The sequence below is a fragment of the Hymenobacter busanensis genome (assembly GCF_008727865.1).
GTDB lineage: Bacteria > Bacteroidota > Bacteroidia > Cytophagales > Hymenobacteraceae > Solirubrum > Solirubrum busanense.
This window is the reverse complement of sequence record NZ_VTWU01000003.1, coordinates 309,187-321,969: the sequence shown is the minus strand read 5'-3', so window position 1 is coordinate 321,969 and position 12,783 is coordinate 309,187. Positions and strand designations below refer to the sequence as shown.

10 protein-coding genes are annotated in these 12,783 nt (G+C 63.9%); 5 read left to right on the top strand and 5 right to left on the bottom strand.

Annotated features, from left to right (window positions below):
- Positions 1 to 84: 84 nt before the first annotated feature.
- Both F0P96_RS09265 and F0P96_RS09260 read right to left on the bottom strand, forming a co-directional pair.
- On the bottom strand, positions 85 to 2,541 hold the full coding sequence (locus tag F0P96_RS09265; RefSeq protein WP_151078580.1) for a M4 family metallopeptidase: 2,457 nt from the start codon (positions 2,539 to 2,541) through the stop codon (positions 85 to 87).
- A gap of 476 nt (positions 2,542 to 3,017) precedes the next feature.
- Positions 3,018 to 4,337: an amidohydrolase gene (locus F0P96_RS09260; protein ID WP_151078579.1), complete on the bottom strand. Its 1,320-nt coding sequence runs from the start codon at positions 4,335 to 4,337 to the stop codon at positions 3,018 to 3,020.
- A gap of 119 nt (positions 4,338 to 4,456) precedes the next feature.
- Between F0P96_RS09260 and F0P96_RS09255 the strand changes: the two genes are divergently transcribed.
- Positions 4,457 to 5,098, top strand: coding sequence for a phosphatase PAP2-related protein (locus tag F0P96_RS09255; RefSeq protein ID WP_151078578.1), 642 nt, complete (start codon positions 4,457 to 4,459; stop codon positions 5,096 to 5,098).
- Here F0P96_RS09255 and F0P96_RS09250 read toward each other — a convergent pair.
- Both F0P96_RS09250 and F0P96_RS09245 read right to left on the bottom strand, forming a co-directional pair.
- The gene (locus F0P96_RS09250) at positions 5,085 to 5,894 is read right to left on the bottom strand and encodes an SDR family NAD(P)-dependent oxidoreductase (protein ID WP_151078577.1); all 810 of its coding nucleotides are present in this window, start codon (positions 5,892 to 5,894) and stop codon (positions 5,085 to 5,087) included. The genes F0P96_RS09255 and F0P96_RS09250 overlap by 14 nt on opposite strands.
- A gap of 163 nt (positions 5,895 to 6,057) precedes the next feature.
- Positions 6,058 to 6,876, bottom strand: coding sequence for a phytanoyl-CoA dioxygenase family protein (locus F0P96_RS09245; protein WP_151078576.1), 819 nt, complete (start codon positions 6,874 to 6,876; stop codon positions 6,058 to 6,060).
- A gap of 201 nt (positions 6,877 to 7,077) precedes the next feature.
- On the opposite strand from F0P96_RS09245, the gene F0P96_RS09240 reads away from it, so the two are divergent.
- The 4 genes from F0P96_RS09240 (at position 7,078) to F0P96_RS09225 (ending at position 12,082) form a co-directional block, all read left to right on the top strand.
- Positions 7,078 to 7,854 carry a WG repeat-containing protein gene (locus F0P96_RS09240; protein ID WP_160620259.1) on the top strand — a complete coding sequence of 259 codons (777 nt, stop codon included), beginning with the start codon at positions 7,078 to 7,080 and terminating at the stop codon, positions 7,852 to 7,854.
- Positions 7,855 to 7,941: 87 nt separating this feature from the next.
- On the top strand, positions 7,942 to 8,730 hold the full coding sequence (locus tag F0P96_RS09235) for an energy transducer TonB (RefSeq protein ID WP_151078574.1): 789 nt from the start codon (positions 7,942 to 7,944) through the stop codon (positions 8,728 to 8,730).
- 82 nt (positions 8,731 to 8,812) lie between these two features.
- Positions 8,813 to 10,372, top strand: a complete 1,560-nt coding sequence (locus tag F0P96_RS09230; protein WP_201743846.1) for a hydroxymethylglutaryl-CoA reductase — start codon at positions 8,813 to 8,815, stop codon at positions 10,370 to 10,372.
- Between the two features lie 138 nt (positions 10,373 to 10,510).
- A complete protein-coding gene (locus F0P96_RS09225; protein ID WP_151078573.1) occupies positions 10,511 to 12,082 on the top strand; it encodes a T9SS type A sorting domain-containing protein in 1,572 nt (523 codons plus the stop codon).
- Positions 12,083 to 12,174: 92 nt separating this feature from the next.
- Here F0P96_RS09225 and F0P96_RS09220 read toward each other — a convergent pair whose 3' ends face one another.
- A complete protein-coding gene (locus tag F0P96_RS09220) occupies positions 12,175 to 12,699 on the bottom strand; it encodes a hypothetical protein (RefSeq protein ID WP_151078572.1) in 525 nt (174 codons plus the stop codon).
- Between the last annotated feature and the right edge of the window lie 84 nt (positions 12,700 to 12,783).

Sequence of the window (12,783 nt, the reverse complement as noted above, 5' to 3'; positions counted from 1 at the left end):
GGCGCAATCTACAGCCGGGACGCAAAAACGGCCCGGTACCGTTGCGGTACCGGGCCGTTTCATACGGCAGTTAAGCGGCTCTGTTTACTGCTTGATGAAGCGCTGCTGGAAGGACTTCTGCCCATCCGACAAACTCAACTGGTACATGCCGGGCGCCAGACGGCTCACGTCGAGGCCACCGTCTTCGGCCAGGCGCACCTGCTTCATTTCGGCACCGCGCACGTCGTACACTTTCACCGAGCGCAGCGGCGCGTTATCGGGCAGCAAAATGGTCAGCAGCTCGGTGGCCGGGTTCGGGAACACGCGAGCCAGACGGGCTTCTTCGTTGCCCAGCGGCATGGCGCTGCGAATACCGGTCAGACCAGCCGGGGCAATGGTGCCGCCGCTGATGTTGACGGTGTAGTCTTCCGTCTCGCCGTAGCTGTAGCTGCTGCAGCTGGTGGTGGCCGAGGCGTCGCTCATGATGATGCGCAGGCGGGTAGCGCCGCTCTTGGCCGTGGCCGGCACCGTGAAGGTGCTGCTGAGCGTGGCGGCGCTCGACGACGAGCCCGATACGACCAGCTCACCGGCGTCGGTGAACACGCCGTTCTGGTTGTAGTCGATGTAGACTTTCCAGTACTCGGTGTAAGCCGTGGAGGTGAAACCGGCCGAGAAGTAGATGGTCTGCGACGAACCGGCGGCTACCGTGGTGCTGGTAGCCGTGCCGTTGTAGTAGCCAGCGTCTTTCGAGGAAGCGCGGTTGATAGAGCCGAGCTGCACCAGATCAATCCATTCGTAGCTCTGGCTGGTGCCTTTGCTGGCGCAGTAAGTAGTGGTGGAGGGCGGCGTAGTGCCGCCACCGCCGCTGTACACGGCGCCCACGCCCACGGCGTACCAGGCGTTGGTAGTGGCAATTACCTGGGCCGAACCGGCACCGTAGAGGTCGGTGGCAGCCGAAATGGCGGCTGTGCGGGCGCTGGCGTAGGTCGACGAAGCCGTCAGGTACACGCTTTCGGTACGGTAGGCAATTTTGGCGGCGGCATCAATGCCGATGCCGGTGACCGAGTAGGCGCTGCCTTTGTCGTTGGTGCCCGAGCCGCCTTGGCTCAGCAGGTAGAACCAGTAGTTGAGCACGCCCGAGTTGGTGTGCACCCCGCCGTAGTCGCCGGTACCGGTGTACCAGTAGGAGCCTTTGTAGGTATCGGGCTGGCCGTACTGGTTGGGGTTGCTCATGGAGCGCAGCGCGCCGCCGGCTTTCATGATTTCCTCGCCGATGAGGAAGGTCGACTTGCCGGTGAGGCCGTACTGGGCCACGGCGCGGGCTTCCACGCAGGCGCCCCAGATGTCGGAGAAGCCTTCGTTCATGGCGCCCGACTCGTTCTGGTAGGTCAGGTTAGCGGTTTTTTCGCACACGGCGTGGCCGATTTCGTGGCCGCACACGTCCATGGCCGTCAGCGGCTTGAAGGAGCTGGCGCCGTCGCCGTAGGTCATAACCGAGCCGTTCCAGAACGCGTTTTCGTAGCCCGCGCCGCCGGGCACGTCGTCGAAGTGCACGTAGCTCTTGATTTTGGCGCCGGCATTGTCGTAGGAGTTGCGGTTGTGCACCGCTTTCCAGTAGTCGTAGGTAGCCTGGGCGCCAAAGTGGGCGTCGCCGGCCACGTTGTCGTAGTTGGCGTTGTTGTACTCGGCGGCCGTCCAGTTGTTGTCGGCGTCCACGAAGTCAACGGCGGCGGTGTAGCTGTTGCTCTTGCGGGCGTTGTAGGTTTCGATACCCAGGCCGCGGGTGTACTCGCGCAGGCGGTAGCCGCCGGTGGTGGTTTCGTTGGCCAGCGTACGGGTGCCGTTGTAGGCGGTGGCAAACGTGGCGTTGGCGGCCGTGTGCTTGATGATGGCATCCTGCATCACCACCTCACCCGTGTTGGCGTCGACGTAGATGTAGGCGCGGCTCAGCGGCTGCTGGGCATACACGTTGAACTTCCAGGCCAGCGTGGGCTTGCCGGCTTTGGCGGCGTCCATGCTCAGCTGGTTGTTCACAATCACCAGCTCGCCCTTGGGCAGGTACGAGGCGTTGGGGTTGTTTTCCTGCTGCTTCAGGCTGGCTTCTTCGCGGGCGTCCTGCCACATGTAGCGGCTGGCGCGCACAAAGCCCAGCGCCGACTTCAGGGCTGCATCGGCCGACAGCGAGGGGCGCACATCCAAGGCCACCACTTCGGCGTCGCCGGTCATGGTTTCGATGGCGCCGTTGCGGGCGTGCACGCTGTAGGTGGCGTGCTCTACCTTAACGCCTTTGTAGAATTGCTGAAACTTCTCGTGCGTGAAGCCGAGCTGGTCTACTTCGCTGCCTACCGAGCGCATGTCGGCTTCGGGGGCCAGCGCCAGCGCGGTGCGGAGGGCCTGTTTGGCGTCGGTCAGCTTGGGGGTGGCGCCTTTGCGGAACTGCACCAGTTCGGGCAGGCCATCTGCTCCTTGCACGGTTTGCGGCGCACGCGCTGCATCTTGGGCCTGTAGGGTGAGGGCACTACCGAGCAGCGCCAGCACCAAGGCCGGGTACTTGTTGATCATGAAACGGTGGTTTGGTTGTGGAAAAGAAGGGGACGGTTTCCCGATGGGGAGTCGGGGCAGCCAAATTAAAAATTTTTTAACACTTCGATTATTTCAACTCCATTTTCGCAATAAAATTTTCATTCAGTAAAAACCTCACTTATCCTCAACCATTTCCTTGCACTTCTCGTATCGCGCCCTCGCAAAGCAGATGTCGTACCATTAGAATAAGCCTATTTTTCTAGAACACCCGGCCTATTCGCTGTGGATGCACTTTTGTATTGTGGCTCGATGCGCCTTTGCAGCGCTCCGCACCAGCATTTCAGTCGCGCACTACCTGCTTGAAATTGGTGAAGCGCCGAAAGGCCCAATTATGAAATTCATAATTGGGCCCTATCCATTCTTTCCTCAATTCCACTTGTCCTGCCGGGCCTGCAGGTCACCAGCCGAAAGCCCTTGGTGCACCTGATTGGAGGCAGCGCCGTTTTGGCGGGCGTTTATTTTTTCGAAGAATTATTAAGGTAGTCGACGGCGAGCTGCGCGAGGGTGCGCACGCCCAAGCCAAAGCTGCCTTCGTCGAGGAAGAACCCCGCGGTGTGGTGCGGCGCGGTGGTGGCCGGGTCGACGCCCAAAGGCATGGCGCCAAGGTAGAGGAACAGCCCGGGCACTTTTTCCTGGTAGCAACCGAAGTCTTCGGCGCCCGTCACGGCTTTCATCTCGCTCACACTGCCCGCGCCGGCCACGTTGCGCAGCGTGGGCAGCATGCGGGCGGTCAGTTGCGGGTCGTTGTATGTAAGGGGGGCGGCGGCCTTGATGGTTACTTCGGCGGTGGCGCCAGCGGCTTCGGCCGTGTGGGTAACCACGCGCTGCACGCTCTGGCGCAGCTTTTCGCGGGTTTGGGCGTTGAGCGCGCGCAGGGTACCGGTCAGTTCCACCTGCTCGGGAATGATGTTGTTGCGCACGCCGCCGTGAATCATGCCCACCGTCACCACAGCCGCGTCGTTGGTCAGCTCTACTTCGCGGCTCACGATGGTTTGCAGGGCCACCACAACCTGGGCGGCCGCCACTACCGGGTCGACGGCCAGCCAAGGGTACGCGCCGTGCGCCGATTTGCCTTTCACGCGCACCGTAAACACGTCGGAGCTGGCCATCATGCCGCCGGCGCGGTACTTAAGCTGGCCGATTTCCGTCTGGGCATTCACGTGCAGGCCGAACACGGCATCGACCTTGGGGTTGTCGAGGGCGCCTTCTTTCACCAGCAGCGCGGCGCCGCCTTCTTCGCCGGCGGGCGGGCCTTCCTCGGCGGGCTGAAAGAGGAACTTCACGGTGCCGTGCAGGTCGTTTTTCATCTGGCTGAGCACGTTGGCCGTGCCCAGCAGCATGGCCGTGTGGGCGTCGTGGCCGCAGGCATGCATCACGCCCACCTCTTGGCCGTTGTAGAGCACACGCTCCTTGGAGGCGAAGGGCACTTTGCGTTCCTCGGTCACGGGCAGGCCGTCCATGTCGGCGCGCAGGGCCACTACTGGACCGGGCTTGCCGCCCCGCAAAATTCCGATTACGCCGGTTTTGGCGACGCCGGTTTGCACCTCCAGCCCGAGGCGCTTCAGCTCGGCGGCTACTAGGGCGGCGGTGCGGGTTTCGCGGTTGCCCAACTCGGCGTGCTCGTGAATGTCGCGGCGCCAGGCAATTACCTGCGGCTCTACTTTGGCGGCCAGCGTGGTGATACGCGGCGAGGCCGCATTCTTTTGAGCCCAGCCGGAAGTAATGGTCAGCAACAGCAGCCCAGCGGGCAGGGCAATTCGGGAAGCAGAAAGCATTGGCAGCAAAGCGAAAGGGTATCGGAAGCGGCAAAGTACACCGCCGCCCGCCTTTGTTGGTGCCGCGGCGGCCGATTCTGGGAAGGCTGCTTGGTTGAGCCGCGTTATTTTGCTGCCGTATGCCCACCAGTCCCTCTTTTTCTACCTGGCCTCACGCCTGGGCCCAGCCGTCTTTCCGCCGTCGGCTGCTGATTGTGCTGGCGTTGCTGGCAGGGGTGGCGCTGGCATTGCCGCGCTTCTTTGCCTGGGTAGAAGCGCGCCCCGGTTTCCTCCCGCCCGACCCTTTGCTGGACATACTGCCCGCGCACGACGCATCAGGAGCCACGTTTGCGGTGATATACGGCGGCATTCTGCTGGGCCTGACTACGCTGCTACCCCGGCCCCAGTCGTTGCTACGTGCGCTGCTGGCGTTTCTGCTGCTGCACCTGCTGCGGCTGCTCAGCCTGGCGCTGGTGCCCTGGGAGCCACCCGCTGCGCTGATGCTGCTCCACGACCCGGTGGTCGACACGTTCTTCTACGCCGCCCCAACACCCATTACCAAAGACTTGTTTTTCTCGGCCCACACCGCTACGCTCCTGCTCCTGGCCGTAGCAGTTGGCCCCGGCTGGCGGCGCGTGGTATTGGCCATTGCCGCGGCAGCCGTGGCCGGGCTGCTGCTGGTGCAGCACGCGCATTACACCTGGGACGTACTGGCCGCCGTGCCGGCTACGCTGCTGGCGTGGTGGGCCGCAGGCCGACTCCTGCTGGCTACTCGCCGTTAGGGGTTTCTTGCTTCAAATGCTTCTCGTAGAGCCCGGCGGCAATTTTTTCGGTCAGGCGCTTGGGCATTACGCCGGTGAGCTTGGCCGACAGCTTGTTGAGTGCGCCGGGAATAATTTCGGCCTCGCCGCTGAGCAAACCCACCACGCCGGCCTGGGCCACTTCCTCGGCCGACATGGCGAAGCGGGCCGAGGTTTCCTGCATGGCCGCGTTCATACCGGCACGGTCGGCAAAGGCGGTGGCAGTGGCGCCGGGACTCAAGCAACTCACCGACACCGCCGACTCGTGCAGCTCGTAGCGCAAGCCCCGGGTGAAGGTGAGCAGAAACGCCTTGCTGGCGGCGTAGAGGGCCAACGTGGGCACAGCCTGGTAGGCCGCCGTGCTGGCCACGTTTAGAATATAGGCCTGGGGCTGGCGGCGCAGCAGGGGAAGCAGGGCGTGCGTCAGGTTCACGGGTAGCAGCATGTTTAGCTGCAGCATGTTTTGTTGCTCAGCTAAAGGCAGCTCGGCAAACCGGCCCCACAGGCCGTAACCGGCGTTGTTTACCAGCACGCTCAGCTCACCGGCCGCCGTGGTGTCGGCCCAGGTGGCTACGCGGGTGGCGGCGTCGGGTGCCGTCAGATCGAGGGCCAGGAAGGCGGCAGACACGCCGTGCTGCGCCTGTGCCTCGGCAGCCAACGCGGCCAGGGTATCGGCCGAGCGAGCCACCAACAGCAGGCCGTAGCCGCGGCGGGCAAATTCCAGCGCCAGGGCGCGGCCGATGCCGCGCGAGGCACCGGTAATGAGAGCAAAGGGCATTTTGTTATCAGTTGCCAATTTGTGAGTTGTGAGTATATGATACGTCATCCTGAGCGTGCGCGAAGGACCTTGCAACGCCAGCACGATTCGTTCAGCGGTGAAAAGGTCCTTCGCGCACGCTCAGGATGACAATCCCGGCAACCCGTACCTGGCAACTGATAACTCATCTGACCAAGTGCAGAAACCGCAGGTAGAAAGGCGTAGGGCTGTGGGCGTCTTTGGGTTGGTACTTGCCCGCCACAATGGGCACGTACATCACGCGGCGGCGCGAGACCTCGCCCACGAGCGGCGAGCGGGCCACGCGGTGCCACATGCGGCCGTCGTGCACGGTCAGGTCGCCGGCGTCGGTTTCGATGGCTACCTCGTTGGGGTCGGCGTCGTTGTCGCGGAAGTAGCGCTTGCGGAAGAGCATCTCGCCCAGGCCCTGGTGGTGGGTGCCAGGCAGCACGCGCAGGCCGCCGTTGGTGGCGGGTGTCGCGTCGAGGTGCACGCCCACGTTGAGCATGGGCCCGATGCGCCGGCCGTAAAACACGTCGCGCAGCGAGTCGGTGTGCCAGCCCATCTGCGAAAAGGCCGAGCCGGGTACGTTCACGTAGTGGTTCACCACGAGGCCGTCTTTCTCGTTTTCGCCGATGCGGCCGCCGGACGCTTCCAGCAGCTCAAAGAGGGCCGCGAAGCGCGGGTCTTGCAGAAACTGGTGCAGCACCGGGCTGTGCTGCGAGGCAAAGGCAAAGCGCTGCACAATGGGCGCCCCGTCCACGTCGTGGCCGTATTTAATGGGCACCCCGTTTACCTTCGTCACGCCGTCGGCCAGCCAGCGGCGCTGCACGTCTTCGGTGGCCCGCAAGAGGGCGCGCACGGTATCGGGCTCGATGAAGCGCCGAAAATGCAGAAAGCCGTAGCGTTGAAAAAAGGCGCGCTGCTCAGCGGAGAGCTGGCCCGTCGTGAGGGCGAAGCGGGGGTAATCAGCGGAGAGTCGCATGGCGAAATAGCTGATAACTGATCGGAAAGAAACCGAGTGGAGCGGCCAGCGAATATACCACCGATGTCGTCGTTGTTCGCTCGACAAGGTGAAAGGTTGTGGCCGCCGAATGAAGGCGGAGTGAAGCCCCGGCCCCGGCGCGGGAATGCGCCCGAGTGCGTATTTTCGCCAAGCTGCCGAAAACCGCTGCCCCCTCGCCCCATGAACAAGCTGCTGGTTGTGCTCCTGCTGATGGCCTGGCCTGCCGGCCTGCGTGCCCAGGCCACGGCCGCCCGGCTGGTGCCCTACCGCAAGGGCGCGCTTTGGGGCTATGCCACCGCACCCGGCCAGCTGGTGCTGCCGCTGCGCTACGACGAAGCCGGTCCTTTTGCCGAGGGCGTGGCCTGGGTGCGCCAGGGCCCGCTTTATGGCTACATCGACGGCGGCGGCCACCCGCTCACGCCGGTGCAGTACGAGCGCGCCGGCACCTTTGCCCGGGGCCGGGCCACGGTGCAGCTCGCGGGCGAAACCTTCGATATCGACCGCAACGGGCTGCGCCTGACCGGGCCCACACCCGCCCCGCCCGAGGAAGATTTCCTGGCCCAGGGCGACCCGGTGCGGCAGGGCGGCAAGGTGGGCTTCCGCTTCTCGGTGGGCAGCAACGCCGTGGTGCCCGCCCAGTTCGACGAGCTGCACGACCTGTATCACGACGGCCTGCTGCTGGTGCGCCAGGGCCCGAGATGGGGCGTGCTCAACGCCGAGGGCCGCCTGACCTTGCCGCTTGAATACGACGCCATTCGGGCCACCGAGGCCAACGGCTTTGCCTTGCCCGTGGTGGAGCAGCGCGGCCGCTTCGGTTACCTCTCGCCCGCCGGAACTCTGCTCACGCCCCTCAAGTACAAAGCAGCCGAGCCTTTTGTGGCCGGCGTAGCCCGTGTGCTCACGCCCGACGGCCTGCCGGGCTACATCGACGAAGCCGGCCGGGAATATTTCGAGTAGCTACGTAGCTTCCGGCACTGGCTTGCTGCGCTGCATATCGGTTGCTCGGGGTTCTGCGTTTCCCTTGTTGTCTGTCCGCGTCTGTTTATGCTTCACGCCCTGCCCATTCGCAATGTGCACCTGCACGCCTGCCACGAAGACTGGCAGCAGATGACACCCTCCGCGCAGGGTCGGCACTGCGCCAGCTGCAATCGGCAGGTGGTCGATTTCACGCACAGCACCGCCGCCGATTTAGAGCAGGCCCGCGCTGCCGCACCCGATGGCCGGCTGTGCGGGCGTTTTAGGGCCGGGCAATTGGCACCGGAGAGCCGGCCGTTGCGGCTGCGGCTGCGGTGGTTTCTGGCGGCGCTGGTGCTGGTAATGGTGCAGGGGCTGAGTGCGCAGCAAGCGTGGGCGCAGGTTTCTTGTTCGCGCCCGCCCTTCGCTCAACCCAACAAAGCCGTTCCACTCTACGTGTTACCTGGGCAGTACCCAGTACGTAATCCAGCAGCGGCTACCTTTCCTCAAACCGTGTATGTTGGGATGATATTGGAGCCAATGCCTGAGTTTCAAGGCGGGCAGGCCGCCTTGGTTCATTTCCTGAAAACCAACCTGCGGTATCCCGATGCCGCTACTTTGCAAGGCAAGGTCTTCGTCGATTTCACGGTGCAAGCATCGGGGCGGGTAACCGACGCCAAGGTGATGAAAGGCCTGGAGCCGGTGCTTGATGCCGAAGTGCTGCGCGTGGTGCGGCTGATGCCGTCCTGGAAGCCGGGCACACAAAACGACCGAGCGGCGGCCGTAAGCTATACCCTGCCGATTACGTTCATTCGGGAAGAAGCCTCGGCAGCTCCACCGAAGCGGAAGCCCAGCCACGGGGCGGCGCCACGGCAATAGCTCGCCGCACCGAAAGAGCCTTACCTAGGAGAAGCGCGGGAAATATTTACCTTAAACGCCTCATCCCACCACACGCCTGCTCATGATTTTCACGCCCAGCCCCATGCTGCTCAAGCTGCTCTACACCCGCGGCAGCCTGCACAACCTGCCCGACAACGGCGGCGTTGCCTTTTCCCTGAAAAACCGCCTCGACACGGTGCGCCTCACCCGCATCGACCACGTGCAGGTGGACGGCCGCACGCTGGGGCCCGAAAGCATTACCCTCGACCTGGGCGACGGCGACGTGCGCCCCGCCACCGAGCTGAGCACCGAAGACGGCGGGGTGGAGTTTGAAGTAGGCCGCAGCATTACGGTGCGCCTGCACACCGAGGCCCTGCCCGAGGGCATGCACCCGGTAAGCCTGCAGTTCTCGGCCGACCCATTCGGCGAGCTGACGGTGGAGGTGGAAGACGCCATTGTGCAGCAGGATTCGCGGGTGCGCATTCCCCGCCAAGACGGCGACGACTACTCCGAAGCCGCCATTCAGGCCCGGCAGCGCTTCGCCGCCGATTTTTCGGGCCAGCAGTTCGAGCACCTGCACAAGTACTCCTTCGACCCGCACATGCTGCAGGGCAACTGCGAGCATTTTACCGGTGTGGCCCAGATTCCCATTGGGCTGGCCGGCCCCCTACGCGTGAACGGCGAGCATGCCCAGGGCGACTTCCTCATTCCGATGGCAACCACCGAGGGCACCTTGGTGGCCAGCTACAACCGCGGCATGCAGCTGCTCAACCTCTGCGGCGGCGTGAAGTGCACCGTCATCGGCGACGCCATGCAGCGCGCCCCGGTGTTCGTGTTCGACGACGCCCGCGGCGCCCGCGACTTTGGCCGGTGGGTGGAGGAAACCATGACGCCCATTCGGGCCGAAGCCGAAAGCACCTCCCGTGTGGCCAAGCTGCAGTACATCGATACCTACCTGGCCAACAAGTTTGCTTACCTGCGCTTCAACTTCTCCACCGGTGACGCAGCCGGGCAGAACATGGTGGGCCGCGCCACCTTCGCCGCCTGCTCCTGGATTCTGGAGAACTACCGCGGCGCGCCCATCCGGCACTTCTACCTGGAGTCGAACTTCGCCACCGACAAAAAGGCCTCGCAGATTAACGTGATGCGCACCCGCGGCAAGCGCGTGGTGGCCGAGGCCGTCATCAAGCGCGATATTCTGCAGCAGCGCATGCGCGTGACGCCCGAGCAGCTGGCCTACCACGGGCAGGTGAGCAACGTGGGCGCGTTTCTGAGCGGGGCCAACAACAACGGTGCGCACTCGGCCAACGGCATTACGGCCGTGTTCATTGCCACCGGGCAAGACGTGGCCAACGTAGCGGAGTCGTCGGCGGGCGTCATCTACTCGGAGGTAACGCCCGAGAAGGACCTGTACCTGAGCATGACCATTCCGTCGCTGATTGTGGCTACCCACGGCGGCGGTACCGGCCTGGCTACCCAAAACGAGTGCCTGCGCATGATGAACTGCGTAGGCCGCGGTACGGTCAACAAGTTCGCCGAAATTGTGGCCGGCGTGGTGCTGGCCGGTGAGTTGAGCCTGGCCTCCGCCATCAGCAGCAGCGACTGGGTGAGCAGCCACGAGCAGTACGGCCGCAACCGGTAGGGCAATTCCCTACGCCCTCATCAGGAGGCGCAGCCGCAGGACCTTGTCACTCGTAAAACGATTGGGTAACAACCAATTCGTGCTGCGGCGGCCAGGTTCGGCGGCTGCGCCTCCGCCGTTTCTCTACCAGCTCCATCTATGAAGCAACTTTTTCTACTCGTCCTATTTCTTCTGCCGTTGTCGTTGCTGGCTCAGTCGCCGCACCCGAACGTGCTGGTGAGCACCCAAAACCGGCCCAACGAAACGGCCATCTGCATCAACCCCAAGAACACCAACGAGCTGGTGGCCGGGGCCAACCTCAACAACCAATACTCCTCGACCGATGGTGGCCGTACCTGGACGTGGCGCACCCTCACCTCGCCCTACAGCGTGTACGGCGACCCGTGCGTGGCCGTGGACACCACCGGGGCGTTCTACTACTTTCACCTCTCCAACCCCAGCGGCGTCTTCGGCCCATTCCCGTTTATTGACCGGCTACTGGTGCAGCGTACGGCTTCGGCCGGGGCGCCCTTTGCCTACCGCAGCTTTTTCGGGCTGAATCCGCCTAAGCAGCAAGACAAGGAATGGGTGAACGTGGACCGGCGCACCAACACGCTCTACGCCACGTGGTCGGAGTTTGACACCTACGGCAGCCTTTCGGCCCGCGACAGCAGCCGCATTCTGTTCACCAAATCGGTCGACCAAGGCCTCACGTGGACCGCGCCGCGGCGCATCAGCAAACAGGGCGGCGACGCCGTGGACGAAGACAACACCGTGGAAGGCGCCGTGCCCGCCGCCGGCCCCAACAACGAGGTGTACTGCGCCTGGGCCGGGCCGCAAGGCATTGTGTTCAACCGCAGTCTGGACGCGGGCGCCACCTGGCTGCCGCGCGAGCGGCTGATTGTGGCCCAGCCCGGCGGCTGGGACTTTGCCGTGCCCGGCATCTACCGCGCCAACGGCCTGCCCATTACGGCCTGCGACGTGAGCCGCGGCCCGCACCGGGGCACCATCTACGTGAACTGGAGCGACCAGCGCAACGGCCCCTCCGACACCGACGTGTGGCTGGCCCGCAGCACCGACGGCGGCACTACCTGGAGCGCGCCCATTCGGGTAAACAACGACCCGCCCGGCCGCCAGCAGTTTTTTACCTGGATGACCGTCGACCAGGCCACTGGCCACCTCTGGTTTGTGTTTTACGACCGCCGCAACTACACCGCCGCTCCCGCCGATGTGCGCACCGACGTGTACGGCGCCCGCAGCACCGACGGCGGCCTCACGTTCCAGAATTTCCGCCTCAGCCAGTCGCCCTTCTCGCCCTCCGAAACCGAGTTTTTCGGCGACTACAGCAACATCACGGCCCACAACAACGTGGTGCGCCCGGTGTGGACGCGAATGGACGGCACCCAAACCAGCGTGTGGACGGCCCTGATTGACGTGAACGTGCTGGCCGGCCGCAAAGCCCAGCCGTTGGTCGAGCAGATTCAGGTGTACCCTACTCCCGCCACCAGCTACCTAAACGTGGCCCTGCAACTGCCCGCGCCCCAAGTGGTATCGGCGGAGCTGCGGAACCTGGACGGCCGCTTTGTGCGCACCCTGGCGGCGCCCGAACTGCTGGGCGCCGGAGCCCGGCAACTGCGCCTGCCCGTAGCCGATGTGGCCGCCGGCGCCTATGTGCTAACCCTGCAGGCTGGGCAGCAATTGGAGCACCGCAAGGTGATGGTGCTTCACTAGCCCAGCCAAAGACGCCAACAAAACGGCCGGTTCCCGTAAGGAAGCCGGCCGTTTTGTTGAAAACCGGGACGTTTGCTGCCTGCTGCCAGAAGCTACAGCGGATCGGCCGTGATTTTGAATCGGGTATCGATGCGGACGCTGGTTTCCTGGGCCACGGCGCGGCGGGTTTTGGCCTCGGTGGTCAGGGTATAGCTCTGCGCTTTGATGTACTTATCGAGCACGGCACCGCTGGGCGTGAGGGCAATGGTGCTCTGGCCCAGCGGCACCGGGTTCAGCGAGGCCAGCGGCACGCGGTCGTTGCCATCGGTGCTGATGTAGATGGTGATGCTTTCGAGGAAGTCGAAGTTGGCGCTGTTGGGGTCGGTGACGGTTAGCGTGAGCTTGTCCAAGCTCACGTCTTTCACCAGGTTGGCGGCGGTATTGGCGTTCTTGAATTTCTCGTCGGAGCGCGTAGTTACCGGTATCGGAACCAGGGGCAACTGGCCCAGCAGCGGCGTGGCCGGAATCTTGAAGTTCTGCGAGTCTTCGATGTAGAAGGTCAGCAGCTGGTCGATTTTCTTGCAGGCGGCGGTGGCTACCAGGGCCACGGCCAGCAATGCAAACAACAGGTTTTTCATGTACGAAGCGAAATAAGCGCCCCAAAACGGAGCTGCGGTGGTACCGGAGTGGTAACACCGCGGCCCCGCTCAAAATTCGTTCCG